A 26,540-nucleotide genomic window follows, 5' to 3' on the forward strand; every position below is an offset into this window, starting at 1 on the left:
AGTCTGGCGGCTTGCTTTAGGGCAGGCCGCAAGGCATTGAGGAGAAGCTCATGGCCGGCGCAAAAGAGATACGTAGTAAGATCGCAAGCGTCCAGAACACGCAAAAGATCACTAAAGCGATGGAAATGGTCGCCGCTTCCAAAATGCGTAAATCGCAGGAGCGCATGGCGGCCAGCCGTCCTTATGCAGATACCATGCGCAAAGTGATTGGTCACCTTGCGAACGGTAATCTGGAATATAAGCACCCTTACCTGGAAGAACGCGACGTTAAACGCGTGGGCTACCTGGTGGTGTCTACCGACCGTGGTCTGTGTGGTGGCTTGAACATTAACCTGTTCAAAAAGCTGCTGGCGGAAATGAAAGCATGGTCCGATAAAGGCGTTCAGTGCGAACTCGCAATGATCGGCTCTAAGGGCGTGTCGTTCTTTAATTCCGTTAGCGGCAATGTTGTCGCCCAGGTGACCGGTATGGGTGATAACCCATCCCTGTCCGAACTGATCGGTCCGGTAAAAGTGATGTTGCAGGCCTACGATGAAGGCCGTCTGGACAAGCTGTATATTGTCAGCAACAAATTTATTAACACCATGTCTCAGGTTCCAACCATCACTCAGCTGCTGCCGCTACCGGCGTCAGAAGATGATGACTTGAAGCGTAAATCCTGGGATTACCTGTATGAACCCGATCCGAAAGCGCTGCTGGATACCCTGCTGCGTCGTTATGTGGAATCTCAGGTTTATCAGGGCGTGGTAGAAAACCTGGCCAGCGAGCAGGCCGCACGTATGGTGGCGATGAAAGCCGCGACCGACAATGGCGGCAGCCTGATTAAAGAGCTGCAGTTGGTATACAACAAAGCTCGTCAGGCCAGCATTACTCAGGAACTCACCGAGATCGTCGGTGGAGCATCCGCGGTATAACCAGGTTAATTCGTAGAGGATTCAAGATGGCTACTGGAAAAATTGTCCAGGTAATCGGCGCCGTGGTCGACGTCGAATTCCCTCAGGATGCCGTACCGCGCGTGTACGAGGCTCTTGAGGTACAAAATGGTAGTGAGAATCTGGTGCTGGAAGTTCAGCAGCAGCTCGGTGGCGGTATTGTTCGTACCATCGCCATGGGTTCTTCCGACGGTCTGCGTCGTGGTCTGGAAGTCAAAGACCTTGAGCACCCGATCGAAGTCCCGGTAGGTAAAGCAACGCTGGGTCGTATCATGAACGTACTGGGCCAACCGGTAGACATGAAAGGCGACATCGGCGAAGAAGAGCGTTGGGCTATCCACCGCGCAGCACCTTCCTACGAAGAGTTATCAAACTCTCAGGAACTGCTGGAAACCGGCATCAAAGTTATCGACCTGATGTGTCCGTTTGCTAAGGGCGGTAAAGTGGGTCTGTTCGGTGGTGCGGGTGTAGGTAAAACCGTAAACATGATGGAGCTGATCCGTAACATCGCGATCGAGCACTCCGGTTACTCCGTGTTTGCGGGCGTAGGTGAACGTACTCGTGAGGGTAACGACTTCTACCACGAAATGACCGACTCCAACGTTATCGACAAAGTATCCCTGGTGTATGGCCAGATGAACGAGCCGCCGGGAAACCGTCTGCGCGTTGCGCTGACCGGTCTGACCATGGCTGAGAAGTTCCGTGACGAAGGTCGTGACGTACTGCTGTTCGTTGACAACATCTATCGTTACACCCTGGCCGGTACTGAAGTATCCGCACTGCTGGGCCGTATGCCTTCAGCGGTAGGTTACCAGCCGACTCTGGCGGAAGAGATGGGCGTTCTGCAGGAACGTATCACTTCCACCAAAACCGGTTCTATCACTTCCGTACAGGCAGTATACGTACCTGCGGATGACTTGACTGACCCGTCTCCAGCAACCACCTTTGCTCACTTAGATGCAACCGTGGTACTGAGCCGTCAGATCGCATCTCTGGGTATCTACCCGGCAGTTGACCCGCTGGACTCTACCAGCCGTCAGCTGGATCCGCTGGTTGTTGGTCAGGAGCACTACGACACCGCGCGTGGCGTTCAGTCCATCCTGCAGCGTTATCAGGAACTGAAAGACATCATCGCCATCCTGGGTATGGATGAACTGTCTGAAGAAGATAAACTGGTGGTAGCTCGCGCGCGTAAGATTCAGCGCTTCCTGTCCCAGCCGTTCTTCGTGGCGGAAGTATTTACCGGTTCTCCGGGTAAATACGTCTCCCTGAAAGACACCATCCGTGGCTTTAAAGGCATCATGGAAGGCGAATACGATCACCTGCCGGAGCAGGCGTTCTACATGGTCGGTTCTATCGACGAAGCCGTGGAAAAAGCCAAAAAACTTTAACGCCTTAATCGGAGGGTGATATGGCAATGACTTACCACCTGGACGTCGTCAGCGCAGAGAAACAAATGTTCTCTGGTCTGGTCGAGAAAATCCAGGTAACGGGTAGTGAAGGTGAACTGGGTATTTACCCGGGGCACGCGCCGCTGCTCACCGCCATTAAGCCTGGTATGATTCGCATCGTTAAGCAGCACGGTCACGAAGATTTTATCTACCTGTCAGGCGGCATTCTCGAAGTGCAGCCGGGCAGTACGACCGTTCTGGCTGATACGGCAATTCGTGGCCAGGATCTCGACGAAGCGCGAGCTCTGGAAGCGAAACGTAAGGCTGAAGAGCACATTAAGAGCTCTCATGGTGACGTGGATTACGCTCAGGCGTCTGCGGAACTGGCCAAAGCGATCGCTAAACTGCGCGTTATCGAGTTGACCAAAAAAGCGATGTAACACCGGCTTGAAAGTTAAAAAGCCAGTCTGGTTTCCAGGCTGGCTTTTTTTATGGCTTCGTTTCAGAAATATCAAAACTAAAAAGGTAGTTTAAAAATTTTGTGATGAATATCTCATTTTTGTTGATCGATTAAAAAATGAAGCGTAGACTTGTTTTTGTGATGTGAGTCACAAAAATAATTCATCAAAAACGTAATCGCTATCCAGGAAATCATCATGAAACTGCTTAATAAAATCGTCGCTTTCTTCAGTGCTATGAACGTTACCTTCGGTACTTTCAACAACTAAGAATCAAACTCTCCAGACTGCTTTTGCGCTGTACCGCTAACTAAAACGACAACACATGCGGTGTGAAGCAGACAGAAAGTGAAAAGGTCGCCCTGTGGCGACCTTTGTGTTTTCTAGTTGCGGCTGAGGAAATTACCGGTCTCAAAGCTCCCATCGGCATTACGCATCAGAGGGTCCGGTAGGGCAAGACTCTGGTAGTCGGCGCTGTTAATGTTTTTCCCCTGAGCGTTGATGCTTCTGCCGCCGTGGATAAAGTAGTTGCTATCATCAATATTCCCGACAACGGCATCGTCATATTTCCCCGGCTGGCTGCGTAGCGAAAGGTTATCGCTGAAAGAACCCTGCGTTTCCGGCGCACCGTACGGGCTTGGACGGAAGATATAGTTAAAGCGCTGGTTATCTACCGCTACGTTGTTTACCACCAGCAGCTTACCGGGATTGAAGTTATCGGTGAAACCGTCCAGGTGGTTACCGATGGCGATACTGTTACGCACCTCATGGGCTACCGGCTGCCCTTCTCCACCAAGCTTGAAACCGTTGCTGGTATTATTGCGGGCAATTGAATTCTCGATCACCACAACGCCGTTAGCGCCATCTTCAATCTTATTGAACAGGTCGAATCCGTCATCGATATTATCGTGCGAATAGCAGCCTTCCAGACGGTTACCCTCCCCTACGCGCATTTTCACCGCGAAACCATCGGCGTTAATTTTGCCCGGATCTTCATTACTATAGGATTCTGAATTCACGACCCGGTTATAGCTGGCCCACAGCGAGCGCCCAACATCCGCCGGGGAGGAAATTTGAATGCCGGTATCATCGTTATGATAAGCGGTAACGTTCTCAATCAGATTATGGCTACCCTGTATGCGCAGGCTCTTATCCGTAATCTCTACTCCATCGATATGCCAGTAGCTGGCATCCAGCAGTAGCCCGTGTATTACCGCTTTACCGGCGGCTTTCAGGGTCTTGGTTTTGTCTTTCAGACCGCTGGCGCTCAGAGGGATGACGATTTGCGGGTAGTCTCCGGCGGCTAATATAATTTCCCCGCCAGCAGGTACGAGCTCGACGGCGGAGGCTAAATCCAACGGCGACTCTGCCGTGCCTTTGGTCTGCGTTTGCCCCTCAGGTGCAGCATAGAGCGTATTGCCTGTGATATTGGCACTCTGTTCCACTGTCAGCATCTGGGTCAGCGTTTTTGCGCTGGTGGTCGGCGTAAAGGTAACTTCGAACGTGCTTTTATCTTTCAGAACGGCAGGCTGGGTAAACATCTCACCGGCTTTCACGGTTTTATCCTGCCCGATCACCTCTTCATTCTGGCGAATGGTGATGCGCCCGTCACTATTGGTACGCGCCTGTAGGATGTACGTTTCGTCCTGGCTTTTTGTTCCCGAGGCAATTTGCATGACCGGCGGCCAGCTTTTAGCGATGTACGGCGCAGAAGGGACAGTATTTGCCGCTGACGTGGTGAGCGAGGCGTTGCTGACGGTGATTTTAGCGTTACGAGAAGCAAAAAAACCAACGTAGTAATGTTCCTTATCCTGCTGAGCGATCAGGTCAGCGTGAGGAACCTGCTGACTAACCCAATCATTGCTGCCTGTTGCTGCCCATGAGGTAATAAATCCGTCATTGGTGCGCTCCAGCTTGAGCTGAAAAGTTGGGGTTTGCTGTAAATCGATTTTCTCTTTGTAGCTCTGGCGCTGTATCGATGCGCCCGCGTTACCCCATGGCTGGGTAATCCCTTCCCGGCTGATAGCCTGCAGCTTGATATGCGAGTGATCTTTTTTATCCTGCGTCATAATGGCGTTCATCAGCATATTGGATGCCGCAGGAAACTCTTCGTAGCCGACCTTGAGCGGCTGTTGACGCGCATTGCCTATTACATCGCGGACCAGCAGCCCTGCGCCTTCCTGCGCTGCCGGACGAGCACCATTTTCCGGGCCAAACTGATTGACGGTCACCGTTGCCTGCAGGATAAAATTCTGGTTAGTCGGTAGTTCGGTATAAAAGAAGGTCAACCCGTCATGGGAGTTGGCAATTTTACCGCCGCGGCTTTCGATAGTAATGGGCTGACTAAGATCGGCGGCGTCTTGCGGCGTCAGCTTTTTGCCCGCGATGGTGACATCATTGACGCCAATCTTTTCCGGCAGAACGTTAGAGGAAAAGTTGCTGTCTGTGGATTGCCCAAAGGAGATTGCCCGCCACTGATGGCCTTCGTTGGCCTGTAGCGGTAGCGCGATCATCGAACTGCAAAGGGTTAATGTCAAAGGTATTTTGTTATTCATTCTTTTCTCCTGGGTAATTATTAAGCGGCATTATCAGGAAAATGAAATGATGTTTCTATTTATTGCGTCACAATTAATGAATATTAAAACCGCGTTTTATTTTGTTGTTTTTCTTTATTCAGGTGTCAAAAAAACAGTAAAAGCAGAGAGATAGCCGGTATAACTGCTAGCTAAAATGATTTTTTTGCACTAAACGGGTTTGCGCTGGCTAAAAATAGCGCCCTAAAATGGTGTATAGCGTAAAGCCTGTGCGTTTTATCTTCGTCTCGTTTCATGATGAAAAATATGTAGATATTTCAACGTGAAAGGATTTTACTTTTCGTTCCAACAGCAGTCAGGATGCGTATGTCAAACAGTCCGATGAGCGTGGTTATTCTTGCCGCAGGCAAAGGTACCCGCATGTATTCCGATCTTCCCAAAGTGCTGCATTCGCTGGCTGGAAAGCCAATGGTGCAGCATGTCATTGATGTAGCTAAAGATTTAGGTGCATCTGCCGTGCATCTGGTTTACGGGCACGGCGGCGATCTGCTCCGCCAGACGCTGCATGAAGATAATCTTAACTGGGTCTTACAGGCCGAACAGCTTGGTACCGGTCATGCCATGCAGCAGGCGGCGCCGTTCTTCAGCGACGATGAAGATATCCTGATGCTGTACGGCGACGTACCGTTGATTTCCGTTGAAACATTAAAACGGCTGCGAGAAGCGAAACCGCAGGGCGGTATCGGTCTGTTGACGGTTAAGCTCGACGATCCGACCGGCTATGGTCGCATTACGCGTGATAACGGCGCGGTGACGGGGATTGTTGAGCACAAAGATGCCAGCGAAGAGCAGCGCCAGATTAAGGAAATTAATACCGGGATCCTGGTCGCTAACGGTGCGGATCTGAAACGCTGGCTGGCTAAGCTGACCAATAACAACGTCCAGGGTGAATACTACATCACCGATATTATCGCCATGGCCTACGAAGAAGGTCGTGAAATTGCGGCTGTTCATCCTCAGCGGTTAAGTGAAGTGGAAGGCGTGAATAACCGCCTGCAGTTATCTCGTCTCGAGCGCGTCTGGCAGGCCGAACAGGCAGAAAAGCTGCTGCTGGCGGGCGTCATGCTGCGCGATCCGGCGCGTTTTGACTTACGCGGTGTGCTGAAACACGGGCGCGATGTCGAAATTGATACTAACGTTATCCTCGAGGGTAACGTGGTGCTGGGCAATCGGGTGACGATTGGTACCGGCTGCGTTATCAAGAACAGCGTCATTGGTGATGACTGCGAGATCAGTCCCTATACGGTGGTGGAGGATGCTCATCTGGAAGCCGCTTGCACCATCGGGCCGTTCGCGCGTTTACGTCCGGGCGCTGAGCTTCTGGAAGGTGCGCATGTCGGCAACTTTGTCGAAATTAAAAAGGCGCGTCTGGGTAAAGGCTCTAAGGCCGGCCATTTGTCCTACCTTGGCGATGCTGAGATTGGCGACAACGTTAATATCGGTGCGGGCACCATCACCTGTAACTATGATGGCGCAAATAAGCACAAAACGGTGATTGGCGATGACGTGTTCGTTGGCTCTGATAGCCAACTGGTCGCTCCGGTAACCGTAGGCAAAGGCGTGACCATTGCCGCAGGAACAACGGTAACGCGTAATGTTGCCGATAACGAACTCGTTTTAAGCCGCGTGCCGCAGGTCCATAAACAGGGCTGGCAGCGTCCGGTGAAGAAAAAGTAACGCTATTTCTCTTTCGCCCTTATTGGGGAGAAGGAGCGGGGTGAGGGGATAATATAATCCTCCCCCCACGGCAGTAACCATAAAAATAACCCCACTCTCTACAAGGCTCGGGGCGCCCGACCAGGGCATTAGCCAAAAGATTTCACACTGTAGCAAGGCGGCAAACTTGAGAGTCTACGGGAGCTTACTGAAGTAAGTGACCGTAGTGAGCAAGTGCAGCCAACGCAGAAACAGTGTGAAAGACGAAGGCTAAACAGGTTGACCGACAACGACAGGCTTAATGCCAAAATCGGAATTAAAAACTATGTGTGGAATTGTTGGCGCAGTCGCGCAGCGTGATATTGCTGAAATCCTTCTTGAAGGTTTACGTCGTCTGGAATACCGCGGTTATGACTCCGCTGGTCTGGCGGTCGTTGACAACGAAGGTCATATGAACCGCGTTCGTCGCCTCGGGAAAGTACAGATACTGGCTCAGGCGGTAGAAGAACATCCTTTACACGGCGGTACCGGCATTGCCCATACCCGCTGGGCGACGCACGGTGAGCCATCTGAAGGTAACGCGCATCCGCATGTTTCTGACCATATTGTGGTGGTGCATAACGGGATCATCGAAAACCATGAGCCGCTGCGCGAGCTGTTGCAGTCCCGGGGCTACGTTTTTGTCTCCGAGACGGACACCGAAGTTATTGCTCACCTGGTGCACTGGGAACTGGAACAGGGCGGCACCCTACGTGATGCCGTTCTGCGTACCATCCCGCAACTGCGAGGCGCTTACGGTACCGTGATCATGGATACCCGCGATCCGGGTACGCTGCTGGCCGCTCGTTCAGGAAGCCCGTTGGTGATTGGCCTGGGTATGGGTGAAAACTTCATTGCCTCCGATCAGCTGGCGCTACTGCCGGTTACCCGCCGTTTTATCTTCCTTGAAGAGGGTGATATCGCGGAAGTGACCCGCCGCTCGGTTTCTATTTTTGATAAATCGGGTGCAGAAGTGCAGCGTCCGGATATTGAATCCAATCTGCAATACGATGCTGGCGATAAGGGTATCTATCGTCACTATATGCAGAAAGAGATTTACGAGCAGCCGAATGCTATCAAAAACACCCTTTCCGGGCGTATTAGCCATGGTGAGGTTGATCTGAGTGAGCTGGGCCCGAATGCCAACGAGCTGCTGTCTCAGGTTGAGCATATTCAAATTATCGCCTGCGGAACCTCCTATAACTCAGGTATGGTTTCCCGCTACTGGTTTGAGTCACTGGCCGGCGTGCCGTGCGATGTTGAAATTGCCTCAGAGTTCCGCTATCGCAAATCGGCCGTGCGTCGCAACAGTCTGATGATCACCCTCTCTCAGTCTGGTGAGACGGCGGATACGCTGGCTGGTCTGCGCCTGTCGAAAGCGCTGGGTTATCTGGGTTCGCTGGCGATTTGTAACGTGCCTGGTTCATCTCTGGTGCGTGAGTCCGATCTGGCGATGATGACCAATGCTGGAACGGAAATCGGCGTCGCCTCGACCAAAGCGTTCACTACGCAGCTGACAGTTCTGCTGATGCTGGTGGCGAAACTGGCTCGTCTGAAAGGTCAGGATGCCGCTATCGAACATGATATCGTGCATGGTCTGCAGGCGTTGCCGAGCCGCATTGAACAGGTTCTCTCCCAGGATAAACGCATTGAAGCGCTGGCTGAGAATTTCTCGGACAAACACCACGCGCTGTTCCTGGGCCGTGGCGATCAGTATCCCATCGCTCTGGAAGGGGCGCTGAAGCTAAAAGAGATCTCCTACATTCATGCTGAAGCCTATGCTGCTGGTGAGCTGAAGCATGGCCCGCTGGCGCTGATTGATGCGGATATGCCGGTTATCGTGGTTGCGCCGAACAACGAGCTGCTGGAAAAACTGAAATCCAACATTGAAGAGGTTCGCGCCCGCGGTGGCCAGCTATACGTCTTCGCCGATGGTGATGCTGGTTTTAACAGCAGCGACAATATGCACATCATTGAGATGCCGCATGTTGAAGAGGTTATTGCGCCTATCTTCTACACCGTACCGCTGCAGCTGCTGGCGTATCACGTCGCACTGATTAAAGGGACTGACGTCGACCAGCCGCGTAACCTGGCGAAATCGGTTACCGTGGAATAACGATTTCTACATCATCAACAGGGCTGCCGTCTGGCGGCCCTTTTTCTTTTCTGATGGAACGTTTTTTAAACTGTTGGCTAATGAATGCATTCCACCAGTTTTATGACAGACTGTCATCTTTAACTCCGATTTTTACTGTCATAAAAATAAAATTTTCCGGCAAGCTTTTCATCATTATCTTAAATAACATAATGATTTATATCGTATTTATTTATCTGGAATTCACATCTTTTTGTGTGTCATAAAACTGTAATAATTCGTACATTTTACTGTCACCTGTTTGTCCTATTTTGCTCACCATAGCTTCGAAACAATGGTTTACGAATCCAGCAGGAGACATTATGAACGTTATGCGTACCACCGTCGCAACAGTTGTCGCCGCGACCTTATCGATGAGCGCTTTCTCTGCTTTTGCAGCAGCAAGCCTGACTGGCGCAGGTGCAACTTTTCCTGCGCCGGTGTATGCCAAATGGGCTGATACCTATCAGAAAGAGACTGGTAACAAAGTAAACTACCAGGGTATCGGCTCCTCTGGTGGCGTAAAACAAATTACCGCTAACACCGTAGACTTCGGTGCTTCTGATGCTCCTCTGGCTGATGACAAACTGGCTCAGGAAGGCCTGTTCCAGTTCCCGACCGTTATCGGCGGCGTGGTGCTGGCGATTAACCTGCCGGGCGTGAAATCCGGTGAGCTGGTGCTCGACGGTAAAACGCTGGGTGATATCTACCTGGGTAAAATCAAAAAATGGGATGACGCCGCGATTGCTAAGCTCAACCCTGGTATGAAGCTGCCTTCTCAGAATATCGCGGTGGTTCGTCGCGCTGATGGTTCCGGTACTTCCTTCGTTTTCACCAGCTACCTGGCGAAAGTGAACGAAGAGTGGAAATCTAAAATTGGCGCAGGTTCTACCGTAAACTGGCCGACCGGTCTGGGCGGCAAGGGCAACGACGGCATCGCCGCTTTCGTTCAGCGTCTGCCTGGCTCTATCGGCTACGTTGAGTATGCCTACGCTAAACAGAATAACCTGGCTTACACCAAGCTGCTGTCCGCTGACGGCAAGCCGGTTAGCCCGACTGAAGATAACTTTGCTAACGCCGCGAAAGAAATCGACTGGAGCAAATCCTTCGCACAGGATCTGACTAACCAGAAAGGCGACAACGCATGGCCAATCACCTCAACCACCTTCATCCTGGTTCACAAGGCTTCTAGCAAGCCAGAGCAGACCGCTGAAGTGCTGAAGTTCTTCGACTGGGCGTATAAAAACGGCGGTAAAGAAGCTAATGCACTGGACTACGCGACTCTGCCGGAAAGCGTTGTTGAGCAGATTCGCGCAGCATGGAAGACCAACGTGAAAGACAGCAGCGGTAAAGCGCTGTACTAACACGATATTTTTGACGAAGATGGCGGGTGCGTTCACGTTACCCGCCCTACGGTTGAAACTGTAGGCCCGGGAGCGATTCGCCACCGGGCATTTATTCGAATAAGCATTAATACGTAAAGAGTAACCTATGGCTGCAACCAAGCCGGCATTCAACCCTCCGGGGAAAAAGGGTGACATAATTTTCAGCGTGCTGGTAAAACTGGCGGCGCTGATTGTGCTATTGATGCTTGGCGGCATCATCGTCTCCCTTATCATCTCTTCCTGGCCAAGCATTGAGAAATTTGGCTTTGCCTTCCTGTGGACCAAAGAGTGGGATGCGCCGAACCAGATTTTCGGTGCCCTCGTACCTATTTACGGGACGCTGGTAACTTCATTTATCGCGCTGCTGATCGCCGTACCGGTGAGTTTCGGTATCGCACTGTTTCTGACGGAACTGTCGCCAGCCTGGCTGAAGCGCCCGCTGGGTATTGCCATTGAACTTCTGGCGGCGATCCCCAGTATCGTTTACGGCATGTGGGGCCTGTTTATTTTCGCCCCGCTATTTGCGACTTACTTCCAGGAGCCGGTTGGCAACGTCCTGTCGACCATTCCGTTCGTTGGCGCGCTCTTTGCGGGCCCGGCGTTTGGTATCGGCATTCTGGCGGCTGGCGTCATTCTGGCTATCATGATCATTCCTTATATCGCTGCCGTTATGCGTGACGTTTTTGAACAGACGCCGGTGATGATGAAAGAGTCCGCTTACGGTATCGGCTGTACGACGTGGGAAGTTATCTGGCGTATCGTTCTGCCCTTTACCAAAAACGGCGTTATCGGCGGGGTGATGCTCGGTCTGGGACGTGCGCTGGGGGAAACCATGGCGGTGACCTTTATTATCGGCAACACCTACCAGCTCGATAGCGCCTCGCTGTTTATGCCGGGCAACAGTATCACCTCCGCGCTGGCGAATGAATTTGCCGAAGCGGAAACCGGTCTGCACGTTGCCGCATTAATGGAGCTGGGCCTGATTCTGTTTGTGATCACCTTTATTGTTCTGGCTGCCTCGAAGTTCATGATTATGCGCCTGGCTAAGAATGAGGGGGCTCGCTAATGGCGACGATTGAATTGCAAACTACTGCTGAACTGGCGGAATCTCGCCGTAAAATGCAAGCAAAACGCCGCATGAAAAACCGTCTCGCCCTGACGTTATCGATGGCGACGATGGCATTTGGTCTGTTCTGGCTTATCTGGATCCTGATGTCCACCGTTACTCGCGGTATCGACGGCATGAGCCTGGCGCTGTTTACTGAAATGACGCCGCCGCCGAATACGGCGGGTGGCGGTCTGGCGAATGCCCTGGCGGGCAGCGGCCTGTTAATCCTGTGGTCGACGGTTATCGGTACGCCGCTGGGCATTATGGCGGGGATTTATCTGGCGGAATATGGCCGTAAATCCTGGCTGGCTGAAATTATTCGCTTTATTAACGATATCCTGCTTTCTGCACCTTCGATTGTTGTCGGTCTGTTTGTCTACACCATCGTGGTGGCACAGATGCAGCACTTCTCCGGCTGGGCAGGCGTGATTGCGCTGGCGCTGCTGCAGGTGCCTATCGTTATTCGTACCACGGAAAACATGCTGAAGCTGGTGCCTGACAGTCTGCGTGAAGCGGCTTATGCGCTGGGGACGCCGAAGTGGCGCATGATTTCCGCTATCACCCTGAAAGCATCGGTATCCGGCATTATGACCGGTATCCTGCTGGCCATCGCCCGTATCGCCGGGGAAACGGCACCGCTGCTGTTTACTGCGCTCTCCAACCAGTTCTGGAGCACCGATATGATGCAGCCGATCGCTAACCTGCCGGTGACCATTTTCAAATTTGCCATGAGTCCGTTTGCGGAGTGGCAGCAACTGGCATGGGCCGGGGTATTGATTATCACCCTGTGCGTATTGCTGCTGAACATTCTGGCGCGCGTTATTTTCGCGAAGAATAAACACGGTTAATTTTTGCGGCGCGGCGAAATGCGGCGCTGAATGAGGAAGAGAACGAGATGAGTATGGTGAATGCAACCCCGGGTAAGCTTTCAGTTCGTAACCTGAACTTCTACTACGGAAAATTCCATGCCCTGAAAAACATCAACCTGGATATCACTAAAAACCAGGTCACGGCGTTTATCGGTCCGTCAGGCTGCGGTAAATCCACGCTGCTGCGTACGTTCAACAAGATGTTTGAGCTGTACCCGGAGCAGCGCGCGGAAGGCGAAATTCTGCTGGATGGCGATAATATTCTGACCAACACCCAGGATATCGCCCTGCTGCGTGCGAAAGTCGGCATGGTATTCCAGAAACCGACGCCATTCCCGATGTCTATCTATGACAACATTGCTTTTGGCGTACGTCTGTTTGAAAAACTGTCCCGCGCGGATATGGACGAGCGCGTTCAGTGGGCTTTGACCAAAGCCGCATTGTGGAATGAAACCAAAGATAAACTGCATCAGAGCGGATATTCTCTCTCCGGTGGTCAGCAGCAGCGCCTGTGCATTGCGCGCGGTATCGCGATTCGTCCGGAAGTTCTGCTGCTGGATGAGCCTTGCTCAGCGCTGGACCCGATTTCAACTGGGCGTATTGAAGAGCTGATCACCGAGTTGAAACAGGATTACACCGTCGTTATCGTGACCCACAACATGCAGCAGGCTGCGCGTTGTTCCGACCATACGGCGTTTATGTATCTTGGCGAGCTAATTGAATTCAGTAACACGGACGATCTGTTTACCAAACCCGCTAAGAAGCAGACTGAAGACTACATTACTGGCCGCTACGGTTGATTGCCCTTCTGCTTTCAGGCTCTAACCTATTGGGCAATCAGGAGACACCATGGACAACCTAAATCTTAACAAACATATTTCCGGCCAGTTCAACGCTGAACTGGAGTATATCCGCACTCAGGTCATGACCATGGGTGGGTTGGTGGAGCAGCAGCTTTCTGATGCAATCACCGCGATGCATAACCAGGACAGCGAGCTGGCGAAGCGCGTCATTGATGGCGACAAGCAGGTTAATATGATGGAAGTGGCGATCGATGAAGCTTGCGTGCGCATCATTGCCAAACGTCAGCCGACCGCCAGCGACCTGCGCCTGGTGATGGCAATTATCAAAACCATCGCCGAGCTGGAACGTATCGGCGATGTGGCGGATAAAATTTGCCGCACTGCGCTGGAAAAATTCTCCCAACAGCATCAGCCGCTGCTGGTAAGCCTGGAATCGTTGGGTCGTCATACCGTACAGATGCTGCATGATGTACTGGATGCCTTCGCGCGTATGGACCTTGATGAAGCAGTACGTATTTACCGCGAAGATAAGAAAGTCGACCAGGAATATGAAGGCATCGTGCGTCAGTTGATGACCTATATGATGGAAGACTCCCGTACAATTCCAAGCGTGCTGACTGCCCTGTTCTGCGCTCGTTCGATTGAGCGTATTGGCGACCGCTGTCAGAATATCTGCGAGTATATTTTCTACTTCGTTAAAGGTCAGGATTTCCGTCACGTTGGTGGCGACGAACTGGATAAACTACTGGCAGGTAAAGATCCTAAAGAGTGATAAATCACATAAACTAATTCTGATAGATGGATTTATCAGGATTGATTATGATTTGTGGCCCGCTTGTTTTCATTAAGTAAACCAGGTGAGATTTTCGTCACAAATAATAATTTCATTAATTGTGATTTCATTTTTGAAGCGTAACAATACGTTGCATTAGTCGAGTGACTTGTCGTTACAAGGCTCGAATTAAAAAACTCTGGATTGTTACTGCGAAAGCAGGCAAAACCTGATATCACCATTTACTCGGTGATATCAGGTTTTTTTTTGCAAAATAGTCCACATTCAGCTTGATATTGGGGTTGTTACCGCCGTGCGGGCAAAACCTGAAGCAAATGACTTCTGTTTTATACAGGTGATTTGCTTCAGGTTTTTTTTTGATTCAATGCAGGGATGTTTGAGGGGAAACCATGAAGGCATTAGCCGAAAAAATAATTGCCGGCGTCGGTGGGCGGGACAACATCATTAGCCTGATGCACTGTGCAACACGTTTACGTTTCAAGCTTCACGACCGTAGTAAAGCTCAGGCTGAGATGCTTAAGAATACTGCAGGCATTATTATGGTTGTTGAAAGCGGCGGCCAGTTTCAGGTTGTTATCGGTAATCACGTTGCTGATATGTTTAATGTTATTAATGGATTGATTGGGGTAATCAACAAAGACGAGAGTGTAAAAAAAGATGAGGATAAAGATAATATATTCAATAAACTCATCTATATTATCTCCGGGATATTTACGCCATTTATCGGGCTGATGGCTGCCACCGGTATTTTAAAGGGTATGCTGGCACTATCACTCGTTTGCGGATGGACAACCGAGCAGAGCGGTACTTATTTGCTGATGTTCAGCGTGAGTGACGCACTATTTTATTTCTTCCCTATTATTCTTGGTTATACGGCAGGGCAGCGGTTTGGCTGTAACCCATTTATCACCATGGTAATTGGCGGGGCGCTGACTCATCCTTTAATTTTGCAGGCTTTTGAAAAAGCGCAAAGTCCGGATAATCCCGTTCTGCACTTTCTTGGGATGCCGATAACATTTATTAATTACACGTCATCTGTTATTCCTATCATCTTCTCCGCCTGGCTATGTAGCCTGCTGGAGAAAAGATTGAATCGTTGGTTGCCTTCGGCTATCAAAAACTTTTTTTCTCCGCTTATTTGTCTGGTGGTCATTACGCCGCTGACCTTTTTGGTTATCGGTCCTGTTTCTACCTGGCTGAGTGAAATGCTGGCGCTGGCCTACCAGTTCCTCTATAACACGGCGCCCTGGTTAGCCGGTGCGGTGATGGGGGGATTATGGCAGGTATTCGTGATGTTTGGCTTACACTGGGGCCTGGTACCTTTATGTATCAATAACTTCACGGTACTGGGTTATGACACGATGCTGCCGCTAATGACGCCTGCGATTCTGGCGCAGGTAGGCGCCGCGCTGGCTATTTTTATCAGCGAACGCGATGCACAGAAAAAAGTGGTCGCAGGATTGGCTTCATTAACCGGACTTTTTGGGATTACTGAACCGGCCGTTTACGGCGTTAACTTACCACGTCGTTATCCGTTTATTGTCGCCTGCATAAGCGGCGGTATGGGTGCTGCAATAGTCGGTTTTGCACAGACGAAAGTTTACTCTTTTGGCGTTCCGAGTATTTTTACTTTTATGCAAACCATTCCGCCGACCGGTGTTGATTACACCGTCTGGGCCTGCATTATTGGTAGCTTTCTGGCGATGGGGTTGGCTTTTCTTGGTACGCTACTGTTTGGTCTTTTTGGCAAGAAAAATAGCCAACTACAGCCTGAAGCTCCGGTCGTTGAACAGAATCATCACCCCTTGCATAAGATAGAAACCATCGTTTCACCGATGACTGGAACGATTGTGGCTCTGGATCAAGTGCCCGATAACACTTTCGCCAGCGGTTTATTAGGTAAAGGTGTTGCAATTTTACCTGATGATGGTGTCGTATATTCCCCGGTATCAGGATGCGTGGTTTCGTTATTTGAGACGCTTCATGCCATTGGCATTAAATCTAATGATGGTGCGGAGATACTTATTCATATAGGTATTGATACCGTCAAACTTAACGGGCAATACTTTACTTCTCATATTAACGTGGGTGATAAAATATCCGTTGGCGACTTGCTTATCTCTTTTGATGTTGAAGCGATATCTTCTGCGGGTTTTAATCTGACCACACCAATATTGATAAATAATAGTGATGATTTTATTGATGTGTTTACTTTAGGTAAAGGGACGGTGCTTTACGGAAGCGATCTTCTGTCGGTTGTAAAATAAAACAGGAGCATGCCCTCTCTGTCGTTATAGGTTTAAGGGCGTTTATAGTGGGTTTTTATATTTAACCCAGACAGGATTGTCTGCGCTTATTATTTTCTCACAATATTCAAGTCACACTGATGTTTATATAAAGGGATATTATGTTTAAAAAAAATCTGATTACATCTGCAATAATTCTTATGGCGCCGCTCGCTTATACAGCCAATGTTATGGCAGAGTCGCTGACGGTTGAACAGCGTCTTGAGCTTTTGGAAAAAGCGCTTAGAGATACGCAGAAAGAACTAAAAAAATACAAAGATGAAGAGAAAACTCGAAGTCAAATATGGGTCGCTAATACGCAATCTGCTGGTAATAAAACTAATGCAACACAGCAGGCAGTGACCAATGCTGCACCTGCTAGTGCAGCTCAAAAACCGGCTGCCGTGCTGGTAAAAAATGAACAGCCAGCGGCCAATGGAGAGTCCATTTATAGCTCCATGACGATGAAAGACTTTAGTAAGTTTGTGAAGGATGAAATTGGCTTCAGCTATAACGGCTACTACCGTTCCGGCTGGGGCACCGCATCTCATGGATCACCAAAATCCTGGGCGATTGGTTCGCTTGGCCGTTTTGGTAATGAATACTCAGGCTGGTTTGATTTACAGCTTAAGCAGCGGGTATACCAGGAAGGTAATAAGCGCGTAGATGCGATAGTCATGTTTGATGGTAACGTCGGGCAGCAGTATTCCGCCGGTTGGTTTGGTGATAACGCGGGGGGTGAGAACTACATGCAGTTCTCTGATATGTACGTGAATACCAAAGGCTTCCTGCCGTTCGCACCGGAAGCGGACTTCTGGGTTGGTAAGCACGGCGCGCCGAAAATTGAAATCCAGATGCTCGACTGGAAAACGCAGAGAACGGATGCTGCGGCTGGCGTTGGCCTTGAAAACTGGAAAGTTGGGGCGGGTAAATTTGATATTGCGTTAGTGCGCGAAGATGTTGATGATTACGATCGTTCACTGAAAAATAAACAGCAGATCAACACTAATACCATCGATATTCGTTATAAAGAGATCCCTCTCTGGGATAAAGCTTCACTGATGGTTTCCGGGCGCTATGTGGCGGCGAACCAAAGTTCATCAGAGAAATATAATGAAGGAAATAACGGGTATTATGAATGGAAAGATACCTGGATGGCAGGGACGTCGTTAACGCAGAAATTTGATAACGGCGGATTTAACGAATTTTCATTCCTGCTGGCGAATAACTCTATTGCCAGCAGCTTCTCGCGTTACGCTGGGTCCAGTCCATATACCACGTTTAACGGTAAATATTATGGCGATCATACTAACGGTACCGCCGTTCGCCTGACCTCTCAGGGTGAAACCTATTTGCGTGATGACATCATTGTGGCTAATGCCATCGTTTACTCTTTTGGTAACGACATCTATAGCTACGAGACCGGGGCACACTCTAATTTCGAATCCATTCGCGCCGTCGTTCGCCCGGCCTGGATCTGGGATAAATATAATCAGACTGGCGTTGAACTGGGCTATTTCAAGCAGCAGAACAAAGATGTTGATGGCAAGAAATATAACGAATCTGGCTATAAAGCCACGCTGTTCCATACCTTTAAAGTGAATACCAGTATGCTGACTTCCCGCCCGGAAATCCGTTTCTATGGAACGTATATTAAAGCGAAGGATATCGACCTGGATAAGGCCGCTAACAGCAATACCAGCAGTATTTTTGAAGACGGAAAGAACGATCAGTTCGCCGTGGGGGCTCAGGCCGAAATCTGGTGGTAAGACTTGCCGTAGATAAGGGCAAAATTTAAAAGAGGAATAAAGATGAAACGACACGCTATTTACTTTGCTCTGGCGCTTGCAGGCGCGACCTTCACCGCTCAGGCTGCGCCATTGCCTGCCATGCCGAATGGGTCAATCCCTGTCAGCCAGTATATTTCGCAGGTTAATACAGATAAGAGCATTACCTTCCGTCTGTTTGCGCCTGATGCAAAACGCGTTTCCGTGGTGACGGGCGCGACGCCGGATACGTTTGTCTCCCATGATATGACCAAAGACGAGCAGGGGATCTGGACCTGGAAGAGTGAAGTACAGACTCCGAACCTCTACGAATACTATTTTGATGTTGACGGCTTCCGTTCGGTTGATACCGGTAGCCGCTATCAGAAGCCGCAGCGTCAGGTGAATACCAGCCTGATTTTGGTTCCAGGTAGCATTCTTGACGATCGCGCGGTCGCTCACGGCGAGCTACGAACGCTGACTTACCACTCAAAGGCGCTGAATTCTGAACGTCGCGCTTACGTATGGACGCCGCCGGGCTATACCGGTACCGGCGAACCGCTGCCGGTACTCTATTTCTATCATGGTTTTGGCGATAGCGGCCTGTCGGCTATCGATCAGGGGCGTATCCCGCAAATCATGGATAACCTGCTGGCGGAAGGCAAAATCAAGCCGATGCTGGTGGTGGTACCTGATACCGAAACCGATATACCAGAAGCTGTTGCAGAAAACTTCCCGCCGCAGGAACGGCGCAAAATCTTCTATCCGCTGAATGCGAAAGCGGCGGATAAAGAGCTGATGAACGACATTATTCCGCTTATCGGCGAACGATTTAACGTGCGTAAAGATGCGGATGGCAGAGCGCTTGCTGGATTATCGCAGGGGGGATATCAGGCGCTGGTTTCCGGGATGAATCATCTGGAAAGCTTTGGCTGGCTGGCGACGTTTAGCGGCGTAACAACAACGACGGTACCAGATGCCGGTGTAGACGCACAGCTGAACGACCCACAGGCTATCAATAAGCAGTTGCGTAACTTTACGGTGGTGGTTGGCGCGAAGGATGTTGTGACCGGGAAAGATATTGCCGGTCTGAAAACCGAGTTGGAAAAACAGAAAATCAAGTTTGATTACCATGAATATCCAGGCCTGAATCATGAGATGGACGTCTGGCGTCCGGCTTACGCCGAGTTCGTGCAGAAGTTATTCAAATAATATTAAGGAGCCAGAGTCCTGGCTCCTTATCTTCACTCTGTACAGGGAGATAAAATGAAATTAATCGTGACGGAAGATTATGAAGAGATGAGCCTGGTCGCCAGTCATCATGTTTTAGGCTATATCACCGCGCCGCGGAGGATGAACCTGGCGGTGACGGCGGGCAGTACGCCGAAGAAAATGTATGAGTATCTGACGGCTGCGATTAAAGGGAAATCGTTCTATTCTCAGATTCATTATTACAACTTTGACGAGATCCCTTTTCGCGGGCAGGATCGTGAAGGCGTGACTATTTCCAATCTGCGCAATCTGTTTTTCACTCCCGCTCAGATTCAGGAACAGAACATCCATAAGCTCAGCCATGAGAACTTTATGCAACACGACCGCCAGTTACAGGAAGATGGCGGCCTGGATCTGATCGTCATGGGGCTTGGCGCTGATGGCCATTTTTGCGGCAACTTGCCGAACACCACGCGTTTCCACGATGCGACGGTTGAAGTTCCGATTGCCGGTGACATGGTGGGTATTGTCGCTCACGGTGAGATGGGGGGCGATTTCTCCGTAGTACCGGATAGCTACGTCACGATGGGCCCGAAAAGCGTCATGGCGGCGAAAAACATGCTGCTTATCGTCAGCGGCGCGGCGAAAGCTCAGGCGCTGAAACAGGTGATTGAGGGCGAAGTGAGCGAGCAGGTTCCCGCTTCGGTGCTGAAACTGCATCCTTCATTAGTCATTATCGCTGACAAGGCTGCGGTTGCAGAGCTGAGTCGTTGATATCGTTCACCTGAAGCCATGTGTCCGGGTTGGTTGAGTAGACTCGGTGAGCGCCACTGGTGGCGCGATAAGACGTTGGCCACCATTGATAGGTTTTCCCGGTGGCGCTGCGCTGACCGGGCTACAGGTTCACCATCGTCTGCGGACCGGTAGCCCGGACAGATGCGCAGCATCGCCTCCGGGGATTTCCTGCAATTCTGGTCTCCGATCAGCATTAGCTTTCAGACTTTGCCAGCAGAATGGTCTGCGCGAAATCATCTCCATGGTAAAAGCACCATAATGCGGCTTCCAGACTCTGGCGGTATCCAGTTCCTGAAATTTCCGCTCGTGTTTTCTTCCGCCAGTCTCCGGTAGCGATGCAACGCAGTAGAACGGAGAAGTATAGTAAACCGATGTCTGCTGTTCACAGCATTGGCAGATAACGGTTTTATCCTCGGCAAATGCCCCTGTTGCCAGGGGATCGGGATGATATTTAAAGGCGGGTAACGGTTTGGCCTGGCGCATTAAAATCCCTCTTATGATGTTATATCCCAGCCGCGCGCTTTCCACAGTTGCGGTAGTTCGTCCAGGTGGGTAAACGTCGTCACTTTCGGATGCACGATCGGCTTGTTGTGCGGATCGGCGCAGAAGTAGAACACCTCCATTCCAGCAGCGATCCCTGACTGCGCGCCTGCGCTGGAATCATCGACCAGAATGCAGTTCTCGACGTTAACGTTCATCGCTTTTGCGGCATGTAGCATTAAGGCTGGATCGGGCTTCCAGCGCTGGATGTCGTAGCCGCTGTACAGACGCTCGGGGAAATGGTGCAGCATTCCGGTTTTGCCGAGAGAGTGCTGCATTTTGCTGACCGGGCCGTTCGAGACCACGCACATCGGTACCTTGACCGCATCCAGCAGCGCCTGAGCGCCAGAAATGACTTCCAGTTCAGTATCAAAAAGGCGCGCGACTTCATCGCGGTAAACCGGCTCAAGCGTCGCCTTTTGCAGATTAACACCGTACTCTGCGTTGATGGTGTCGATAATCTCGTACAGCTTTACGCCTTTGAAGCGTTTGAAAATCTCTTCTAAATCCAGCGTAATGCCGAATTCCCTGAACATGTGAACGTAGGCGCGGGAGCAGATCACCTCGCTGTCGACCAGCGTGCCGTCACAGTCGAAAAATACTGCTTCTGGTTGGGTCATGTCGTTTCCATTTTAATAAGTTAACGTTTTCGTCATGCTGATTTGTGAGACGCAATCGTTGCCGTATAAGCAAATTCGATGAAAAAAAGTATCTCACAACCGCCCTTATTGTCGCATTTTGGTATAGGATAGCGACGAATTTTCCCTCCTTTGTTCGGAAACCGATAATGAGTCAACAACAAACCAGCCAGTCTTCTGGCCAGGGTCTGCTGGAGCGCGTGTTCAAACTGCGCGAACACGGCACGACGGCACGTACCGAAGCGATTGCAGGTTTCACCACCTTTCTGACGATGGTGTACATCGTTTTCGTTAACCCACAGATTCTCGGCGTGGCGGGTATGGATACCAGCGCCGTTTTCGTCACCACCTGTCTGATCGCCGCATTCGGCAGCATCATGATGGGGCTGTTCGCTAACCTGCCGGTTGCGCTGGCTCCGGCGATGGGTCTGAATGCCTTCTTTGCGTTTGTCGTCGTACAGGCGATGGGCCTGCCGTGGCAGGTCGGGATGGGCGCGATTTTCTGGGGCGCTGTTGGCCTGCTGCTGTTGACGATTTTCCGCGTACGCTACTGGATGATTGCCAATATCCCGGTTAGCCTGCGCGTCGGGATCACCAGCGGTATCGGCCTGTTTATCGGCATGATGGGCCTGAAAAACGCGGGTGTGATCGTCGCAAACAAAGACACTCTGGTGAGTATCGGTAATCTGACGTCTCACAGCGTACTGCTGGGCATTCTTGGCTTCTTTATCATTGCGATTCTGGCTTCCCGCAACATTCACGCTGCCGTGCTGGTTTCTATCGTGGTCACCACGCTGCTGGGCTGGATGCTGGGCGATGTTCACTATACCGGTATTGTTTCCGCGCCGCCGAGCGTGACGACGGTAATTGGTCACGTTGACCTGGCCGGTTCGCTGAACCTTGGTCTGGCAGGCGTGATCTTTTCGTTCATGCTGGTTAACCTGTTCGACTCCTCCGGCACGCTGATCGGCGTGACCGATAAAGCTGGTCTGGCTGATGCGAAGGGCAAATTCCCGCGTATGAAGCAGGCGCTGTTTGTTGACAGCGTATCGTCCGTTGCAGGCTCCTTTATCGGGACGTCTTCGGTCACTGCCTATATTGAGTCTTCTTCCGGGGTTTCCGTTGGCGGTCGTACCGGCCTGACGGCGGTCGTGGTGGGGATTCTGTTCCTGCTGGTTATCTTCCTGTCGCCGCTGGCAGGCATGGTTCCTGGTTATGCCGCAGCCGGTGCGCTGATTTACGTTGGCGTCCTGATGACATCCAGCCTGGCGCGCGTGAAGTGGGATGACCTGACCGAATCCGTTCCGGCGTTTATTACCGCCGTTATGATGCCGTTTAGCTTCTCCATCACCGAAGGTATTGCCTTAGGGTTTATCTCTTACTGCGTGATGAAGATTGGTACCGGCCGTCTGCGCGACCTCAGCCCGTGCGTGATCGTAGTTTCGCTGCTGTTCGTGCTGAAGATTGTGTTTATCGACGCACATTAATACGTATTCCGTCACACTCACCTGCTCTGGCGAGTGTGACGGAGCTAATTACGCTTTAACTCGCTGAATATACTCGGCAAAAGCGCTCAATTGACCGGTCAGATGGTCGAGCGTCCCCTGATCGACGACTTTCCCTTCCTGCGGGTCCACCTTGTTCTGAATCACGCCGCCCATAAACTCAGGCTTATTCATCACCATTGCGTCAAGGAAGACCAGAATCTGGCGCAGATGGTACTGGCAGCGTGCGCCGCCAATAGCGCCCATTGAACTGGTTTGAATCAGTACCGGTTTACCAGATAACGGCTGTTCAGGCAGACGAGACAGCCAGTCAATCGCGTTCTTCAGACCACCTGGAACCGAGTAGTTATATTCCGGGGTGACGATAACTACGCCATCGGCTTCGCGAATTTGCTGCGCGATATCCTGTACGCTTTGCGGGAATCCCTCTTCCTGCTGGAAGTCGGCATCATAGAGAGGAATATCGCCAATAGACGGTAGCGCAGAAACGTCCATACCTGCAGGCGCAATGCCGGGAAGGGTACGTGCGACCATGGCATTAAAAGAGCCTTTGCGCAGACTTCCGAGTAACGTAACAACTTTCAACGTATCAGACATGATTGCTCCTTTGCATCATGATGGCCGGGAAAACCGGTCAGTTGAGGGAGAAGGCTTTTTCTATCGGTAAGCTGGTAAAGCGCATCAGTCGGACTGGCGGCTCTTTTGCGCGTGCTTGCGCGTCGGGCAGACTGCGCCACCCCTCTTTGCCGTTATATTCCCAGATTTTCAGCTTGCCGATATCCGGAGTTGCGGCGATGGACCATACCAGTACCGTTTCGGCATCGCAGACGGCTTCAATTGGCTGTATTCCGCTTGTCCGTAACCGTCCGGAACCAGGAAGAAGCTGTAGGTTAACGGCGGCTTCACCAGTTAGCTTCAGCACGCTTTTGCGTAGAGCGTCCAGTTGGGCGCGAGCTTCGTCAGGATCGTGCTGATTATTAATCCACAAACGCTCATTACTGTTAAAAACGTAGCGGTTCGCGTCGTGTAGTGAATGTAAACCTCGGGAAGCGTGCTGTAATTCCATATCCAGGCCGCAATCGCCTTCGGTCGTTAATGCTACGCCGACGATATTTCCGGCATAAGAGATGGAGAAGCGTGGGAGATGCTCGTCGCGAAACGTTGGTTTTCCATTCTCTTCGTCAATTATTTCGGGAAGTTCGCTGATGCCATACAACATAAAGAGGAGTTCTGCGAGTAGCGATCGTGATGCGCGATAGCGGCTTTGTCGATACTCAGGTAGACGCCTTGCGGATTGATGACAGGCCGCTGACAGGCGTGTTGATATTGGCTCTCGAGTGTTGAGGATCCCTCTTGCAAAATGCGTTGCCATTCGTCGCTCCGTGATTAATGGTCAATGATAAAAACTGCGAATAACATTATCGCTCAGAATGGTCAGGTTTTAATGCGGAAATCCCCCCTTGAAAAGGGAAATTGCGTGAATTTTACAATTTATTGCGCAAAGTGATGAAAACAGGGCTATAGCGGGTCAGCGTAGAGCTGTCTGAGCGTTTCTCGTAGCCATACGATCTTTGGGTTATAGCTGTTGCGTTTATGCCACAGAAGGGTGAAGGGTACGCGTATTTTCTCCAGCAGCGACGGCTCAAGCGGGATTGGAAGTGAAACCAACGGCAAGTGATGCTGCTGGTTATAACGCTGGCAATAGCGTGGGGCGGTGGCCAGCATCGTATGATGAGGCTGGGCAGCCATAAACAGCGACTGCTCAAAACCCGGTACGGTCAATGCGACGGTGCGTTTATGCCCCAGCTCGTGCAGCACATCATCCAGCGCCCAGGTGTCGCTTTGTTCCCAACAGATATTGATGTGCGGATAGCGTAAGAAGGTTTCCAGATTCCACTCATCGTTGAGTGCGGGGTGATCGGAGCGTAGCCATACCTGCGGCAGGTCGGTAAACAGGACTTCAAAGTCGATATACCAGGGCAGCAGGCTGAGCTGCTCCCGAGAGCGAGGATGCGTTTCACGGCCGCAAAAACCGATGTCGACTTCACCGCGAATAATCGCATCCAGCGAATCGTAATCCCAGTTGCGCAGGCGGATCAGCGCCTGAGGGTAGCGCTGATAGATCTGCTGTGAAAGCGTATTTAACAGGATCAGCAGCAGCGGCGACTCTGCCGCCAGTTCAAACTTCAGACCGCTTGGCATGGTGTGATGAGGTTTGTCGAGGATCTGATTACCCATCTGCATCCAGTCCGCCAGATCCTGCTCCATGCTGTTCATCAGTGGCGTGGGCGACAGTCCCAGGGGCGTTTTTACAAACAGCGGATCGTCAAACCAGGCGCGCAGTTTAGCCAGCGACTTACTCACTGCCGACGGCGAAACGTTCATCCGCTTCGCCGTGCGGGTCACGCTGAGCTCCTGCGTTAAGAGCTGTAGGCACAGGAGTAAATTAAGATCGAGACTCGACAGGGGTTTCTTCATAGCGTTGCGCGGCCCGCGCCGGGGAGGCGACCATAATCAGAACAATACTCACTATGCTACAGGCAATAAGTATCCCGATCAGCATATTCATCGCGCTGAGTCCGACGATAGCGGCCAGCCAAATCCACAGCGAAGAGCCGCAGACCTGGGCAATCCCTAAAACGGAACTCGCTACGCCAGCGCGCAGGGTAAACGGCCCCAGAGCCTGACTCATCGCTACGCCAAAGCCAACGGAGAACCCAGCGCAAATAAGCCCCAGTCCCAGCATTGTCATGGCCTGGCTGGTGGAGAGACTAAGCAGCGCCCCAGCGATAAAGAACAGCACCTGTGAGGTCAGCATCAGCGTGCGCGGCTTAAACAGCGTCAGGGCAAACGGCGTCGAAAATGAAACTACCATACTGACCAGCGCCATCATCGCCATTGCCATGGAATAGGTACCGCGATCGAAGCCCATCTCTTCCATCATCAGTACCGGGGAGACGTTAACGTAGGTCAGGATAGTCGTCACGCTTAGGGTGGTAATGACAATTCGGCTGAGGAAAAAGCGGTTAAGCAGCGACTCGGGGACGATATTTTGCTGCGTTTCCGTGTGCGGCACGGAGGTTGGTCGCGTTTCTCGCAACGCAAAAATCGAAAGCAGGCCCACCAGTACGCCCATGCCGGTCATAGTATAGAACAGGCTCTGCCAGGGATATTTCAGCATTATCAGATGGCCTAGTACCGGCGCCAGTACCGGAATAATGCAGGTGATACCGTTAAGCAGGGAGAGGACCTTCGCCCGACGGCGGTCGTCGAGGGTGTCGCGCAGAACCGCAAAGGCGACAACGTAGCAGCTTCCCGCCCCGATTCCCTGAATAAAACGCCCAATCAGGAAGTGGGTGCTGACCTGCGCCTGTGAGCAAAGAAGAGAGGCCAGAACAAATATGACGGCTCCAAATATGGCGACGGGTTTACGGCCTGATTTATCCGCTATCCGGCCCGCAAACAGCATTGCAGCGGCCATTCCCGCAAGATAAACCGAGAAGGCTATGTGCAGTTGCGCTTCGCTGGCTCCCAGATCCTGCGCGATGCGCGGTAGCCCGACCAGATACATATCGATGCCGGATGGATAAAGCAGAACCAGCGCAAAACTGCAGATAAGAAAGCGTGCCATAGGACC

Annotated in this window: 21 protein-coding genes and 1 pseudogene; 15 read left to right on the forward strand and 7 right to left on the reverse strand. The window is 51.3% G+C overall.

Features of this window, described 5'->3' with window-relative positions; all coding sequences use genetic code 11:
- Positions 1-50: 50 nt before the first annotated feature.
- From atpG to FN082_RS11840, 3 genes are read left to right on the forward strand one after another with little or no spacing between them, the layout of a single operon-like run.
- A complete protein-coding gene (atpG, locus tag FN082_RS11830; protein WP_139538499.1) occupies positions 51-914 on the forward strand; it encodes a F0F1 ATP synthase subunit gamma in 864 nt (287 codons plus the stop codon).
- Positions 915-940: 26 nt separating this feature from the next.
- Positions 941-2,323 carry a F0F1 ATP synthase subunit beta gene (gene atpD / locus FN082_RS11835; RefSeq protein WP_004107276.1) on the forward strand — a complete coding sequence of 461 codons (1,383 nt, stop codon included), beginning with the start codon at positions 941-943 and terminating at the stop codon, positions 2,321-2,323.
- 20 nt (positions 2,324-2,343) lie between these two features.
- A complete protein-coding gene (locus FN082_RS11840) occupies positions 2,344-2,763 on the forward strand; it encodes a F0F1 ATP synthase subunit epsilon (RefSeq protein WP_142981611.1) in 420 nt (139 codons plus the stop codon).
- A gap of 401 nt (positions 2,764-3,164) precedes the next feature.
- Here the strand turns inward: FN082_RS11840 and FN082_RS11845 are convergent, their stop codons facing one another.
- Positions 3,165-5,336 (reverse strand): right-handed parallel beta-helix repeat-containing protein, encoded by a 2,172-nt coding sequence (locus FN082_RS11845; protein WP_142981612.1) that lies wholly within the window; start codon positions 5,334-5,336, stop codon positions 3,165-3,167.
- 345 nt (positions 5,337-5,681) lie between these two features.
- Between FN082_RS11845 and glmU the strand changes: the two genes are divergently transcribed.
- The 11 genes from glmU (at position 5,682) to FN082_RS11905 (ending at position 20,199) form a co-directional block, all read left to right on the forward strand.
- Entirely contained in the window at positions 5,682-7,052 is a 1,371-nt protein-coding gene (gene glmU / locus FN082_RS11850) for a bifunctional UDP-N-acetylglucosamine diphosphorylase/glucosamine-1-phosphate N-acetyltransferase GlmU (protein ID WP_142981613.1), read from the forward strand.
- Positions 7,053-7,356: 304 nt separating this feature from the next.
- Entirely contained in the window at positions 7,357-9,186 is a 1,830-nt protein-coding gene (gene glmS, locus FN082_RS11855) for a glutamine--fructose-6-phosphate transaminase (isomerizing) (RefSeq protein WP_142464237.1), read from the forward strand.
- A 341-nt stretch (positions 9,187-9,527) separates the two neighbouring features.
- Positions 9,528-10,568 (forward strand): phosphate ABC transporter substrate-binding protein PstS, encoded by a 1,041-nt coding sequence (pstS, locus tag FN082_RS11865; RefSeq protein ID WP_142464235.1) that lies wholly within the window; start codon positions 9,528-9,530, stop codon positions 10,566-10,568.
- A 127-nt stretch (positions 10,569-10,695) separates the two neighbouring features.
- Positions 10,696-11,655: a phosphate ABC transporter permease PstC gene (pstC, locus tag FN082_RS11870; RefSeq protein ID WP_112215603.1), complete on the forward strand. Its 960-nt coding sequence runs from the start codon at positions 10,696-10,698 to the stop codon at positions 11,653-11,655.
- On the forward strand, positions 11,655-12,545 hold the full coding sequence (gene pstA / locus FN082_RS11875; RefSeq protein ID WP_139538493.1) for a phosphate ABC transporter permease PstA: 891 nt from the start codon (positions 11,655-11,657) through the stop codon (positions 12,543-12,545). The genes pstC and pstA overlap by 1 nt, the downstream gene beginning before the upstream one ends.
- Positions 12,546-12,592: 47 nt before the next feature.
- Positions 12,593-13,366 carry a phosphate ABC transporter ATP-binding protein PstB gene (gene pstB / locus FN082_RS11880; protein ID WP_110276026.1) on the forward strand — a complete coding sequence of 258 codons (774 nt, stop codon included), beginning with the start codon at positions 12,593-12,595 and terminating at the stop codon, positions 13,364-13,366.
- A 49-nt stretch (positions 13,367-13,415) separates the two neighbouring features.
- Positions 13,416-14,141: a phosphate signaling complex protein PhoU gene (phoU, locus tag FN082_RS11885; protein WP_004107251.1), complete on the forward strand. Its 726-nt coding sequence runs from the start codon at positions 13,416-13,418 to the stop codon at positions 14,139-14,141.
- Between the two features lie 410 nt (positions 14,142-14,551).
- Positions 14,552-16,429 carry a PTS beta-glucoside transporter subunit IIABC gene (bglF, locus tag FN082_RS11890; protein ID WP_142981615.1) on the forward strand — a complete coding sequence of 626 codons (1,878 nt, stop codon included), beginning with the start codon at positions 14,552-14,554 and terminating at the stop codon, positions 16,427-16,429.
- 140 nt (positions 16,430-16,569) lie between these two features.
- A complete protein-coding gene (locus tag FN082_RS11895; protein WP_142981616.1) occupies positions 16,570-18,216 on the forward strand; it encodes a carbohydrate porin in 1,647 nt (548 codons plus the stop codon).
- Between the two features lie 42 nt (positions 18,217-18,258).
- Complete coding sequence (locus tag FN082_RS11900; RefSeq protein ID WP_142981617.1) at positions 18,259-19,425, forward strand: esterase; 1,167 nt, start codon at positions 18,259-18,261, stop codon at positions 19,423-19,425.
- Positions 19,426-19,479: 54 nt separating this feature from the next.
- Positions 19,480-20,199 (forward strand): glucosamine-6-phosphate deaminase, encoded by a 720-nt coding sequence (locus FN082_RS11905; RefSeq protein WP_139538489.1) that lies wholly within the window; start codon positions 19,480-19,482, stop codon positions 20,197-20,199.
- Positions 20,200-20,559: 360 nt separating this feature from the next.
- Here FN082_RS11905 and FN082_RS30185 read toward each other — a convergent pair.
- Together FN082_RS30185 and yieH are read right to left on the reverse strand one after the other, a co-directional pair.
- Positions 20,560-20,703 (reverse strand): annotated as a pseudogene (locus tag FN082_RS30185) (CbrC family protein); the annotation flags it as partial.
- Between the two features lie 11 nt (positions 20,704-20,714).
- Positions 20,715-21,380 carry a 6-phosphogluconate phosphatase gene (yieH, locus tag FN082_RS11915; RefSeq protein ID WP_142981618.1) on the reverse strand — a complete coding sequence of 222 codons (666 nt, stop codon included), beginning with the start codon at positions 21,378-21,380 and terminating at the stop codon, positions 20,715-20,717.
- Positions 21,381-21,547: 167 nt separating this feature from the next.
- On the opposite strand from yieH, the gene adeP reads away from it, so the two are divergent.
- Entirely contained in the window at positions 21,548-22,885 is a 1,338-nt protein-coding gene (adeP, locus tag FN082_RS11925) for an adenine permease AdeP (RefSeq protein WP_139538486.1), read from the forward strand.
- Between the two features lie 48 nt (positions 22,886-22,933).
- Here adeP and FN082_RS11930 read toward each other — a convergent pair whose 3' ends face one another.
- The 4 genes from FN082_RS11930 to FN082_RS11945 form a co-directional block, all read right to left on the reverse strand.
- Complete coding sequence (locus FN082_RS11930; RefSeq protein WP_139538485.1) at positions 22,934-23,500, reverse strand: NADPH-dependent FMN reductase; 567 nt, start codon at positions 23,498-23,500, stop codon at positions 22,934-22,936.
- Positions 23,501-23,537: 37 nt separating this feature from the next.
- A complete protein-coding gene (locus tag FN082_RS11935) occupies positions 23,538-24,122 on the reverse strand; it encodes a 4'-phosphopantetheinyl transferase family protein (RefSeq protein WP_180349553.1) in 585 nt (194 codons plus the stop codon).
- Between the two features lie 299 nt (positions 24,123-24,421).
- Positions 24,422-25,381 carry an HTH-type transcriptional regulator YidZ gene (gene yidZ / locus FN082_RS11940; protein WP_142981619.1) on the reverse strand — a complete coding sequence of 320 codons (960 nt, stop codon included), beginning with the start codon at positions 25,379-25,381 and terminating at the stop codon, positions 24,422-24,424.
- Entirely contained in the window at positions 25,350-26,534 is a 1,185-nt protein-coding gene (locus FN082_RS11945) for an MFS transporter (protein ID WP_142981620.1), read from the reverse strand. Before FN082_RS11945 ends, yidZ begins: the two co-directional genes overlap by 32 nt.
- Between the last annotated feature and the right edge of the window lie 6 nt (positions 26,535-26,540).

Origin of the sequence: Klebsiella spallanzanii (genome assembly GCF_902158555.1) — a bacterium.
Classification (GTDB): Bacteria; Pseudomonadota; Gammaproteobacteria; order Enterobacterales; family Enterobacteriaceae; genus Klebsiella; species Klebsiella spallanzanii.

Excerpts from the sequence above, each read along its gene's own strand:
- FN082_RS11840 (WP_142981611.1), top strand. The coding sequence starts at position 2,344 with ATGGCAATGACTTACCACCTGGACGTCGTCAGCGCAGAGAAACAAATG.
- pstC (WP_112215603.1), top strand. The coding sequence starts at position 10,696 with ATGGCTGCAACCAAGCCGGCATTCAACCCTCCGGGGAAAAAGGGTGAC.
- FN082_RS11935 (WP_180349553.1), bottom strand. The coding sequence starts at position 24,122 with ATGTTGTATGGCATCAGCGAACTTCCCGAAATAATTGACGAAGAGAAT.
- phoU (WP_004107251.1), top strand. The coding sequence starts at position 13,416 with ATGGACAACCTAAATCTTAACAAACATATTTCCGGCCAGTTCAACGCT.
- pstB (WP_110276026.1), top strand. The coding sequence starts at position 12,593 with ATGAGTATGGTGAATGCAACCCCGGGTAAGCTTTCAGTTCGTAACCTG.
- bglF (WP_142981615.1), top strand. The coding sequence starts at position 14,552 with ATGAAGGCATTAGCCGAAAAAATAATTGCCGGCGTCGGTGGGCGGGAC.
- FN082_RS11900 (WP_142981617.1), top strand. The coding sequence starts at position 18,259 with ATGAAACGACACGCTATTTACTTTGCTCTGGCGCTTGCAGGCGCGACC.
- pstS (WP_142464235.1), top strand. The coding sequence starts at position 9,528 with ATGAACGTTATGCGTACCACCGTCGCAACAGTTGTCGCCGCGACCTTA.
- adeP (WP_139538486.1), top strand. The coding sequence starts at position 21,548 with ATGAGTCAACAACAAACCAGCCAGTCTTCTGGCCAGGGTCTGCTGGAG.
- FN082_RS11930 (WP_139538485.1), bottom strand. The coding sequence starts at position 23,500 with ATGTCTGATACGTTGAAAGTTGTTACGTTACTCGGAAGTCTGCGCAAA.
- glmS (WP_142464237.1), top strand. The coding sequence starts at position 7,357 with ATGTGTGGAATTGTTGGCGCAGTCGCGCAGCGTGATATTGCTGAAATC.
- atpG (WP_139538499.1), top strand. The coding sequence starts at position 51 with ATGGCCGGCGCAAAAGAGATACGTAGTAAGATCGCAAGCGTCCAGAAC.
- FN082_RS11845 (WP_142981612.1), bottom strand. The coding sequence starts at position 5,336 with ATGAATAACAAAATACCTTTGACATTAACCCTTTGCAGTTCGATGATC.
- atpD (WP_004107276.1), top strand. The coding sequence starts at position 941 with ATGGCTACTGGAAAAATTGTCCAGGTAATCGGCGCCGTGGTCGACGTC.
- pstA (WP_139538493.1), top strand. The coding sequence starts at position 11,655 with ATGGCGACGATTGAATTGCAAACTACTGCTGAACTGGCGGAATCTCGC.
- yieH (WP_142981618.1), bottom strand. The coding sequence starts at position 21,380 with ATGACCCAACCAGAAGCAGTATTTTTCGACTGTGACGGCACGCTGGTC.
- FN082_RS11895 (WP_142981616.1), top strand. The coding sequence starts at position 16,570 with ATGTTTAAAAAAAATCTGATTACATCTGCAATAATTCTTATGGCGCCG.
- glmU (WP_142981613.1), top strand. The coding sequence starts at position 5,682 with ATGTCAAACAGTCCGATGAGCGTGGTTATTCTTGCCGCAGGCAAAGGT.
- FN082_RS11945 (WP_142981620.1), bottom strand. The coding sequence starts at position 26,534 with ATGGCACGCTTTCTTATCTGCAGTTTTGCGCTGGTTCTGCTTTATCCA.
- FN082_RS11905 (WP_139538489.1), top strand. The coding sequence starts at position 19,480 with ATGAAATTAATCGTGACGGAAGATTATGAAGAGATGAGCCTGGTCGCC.
- yidZ (WP_142981619.1), bottom strand. The coding sequence starts at position 25,381 with ATGAAGAAACCCCTGTCGAGTCTCGATCTTAATTTACTCCTGTGCCTA.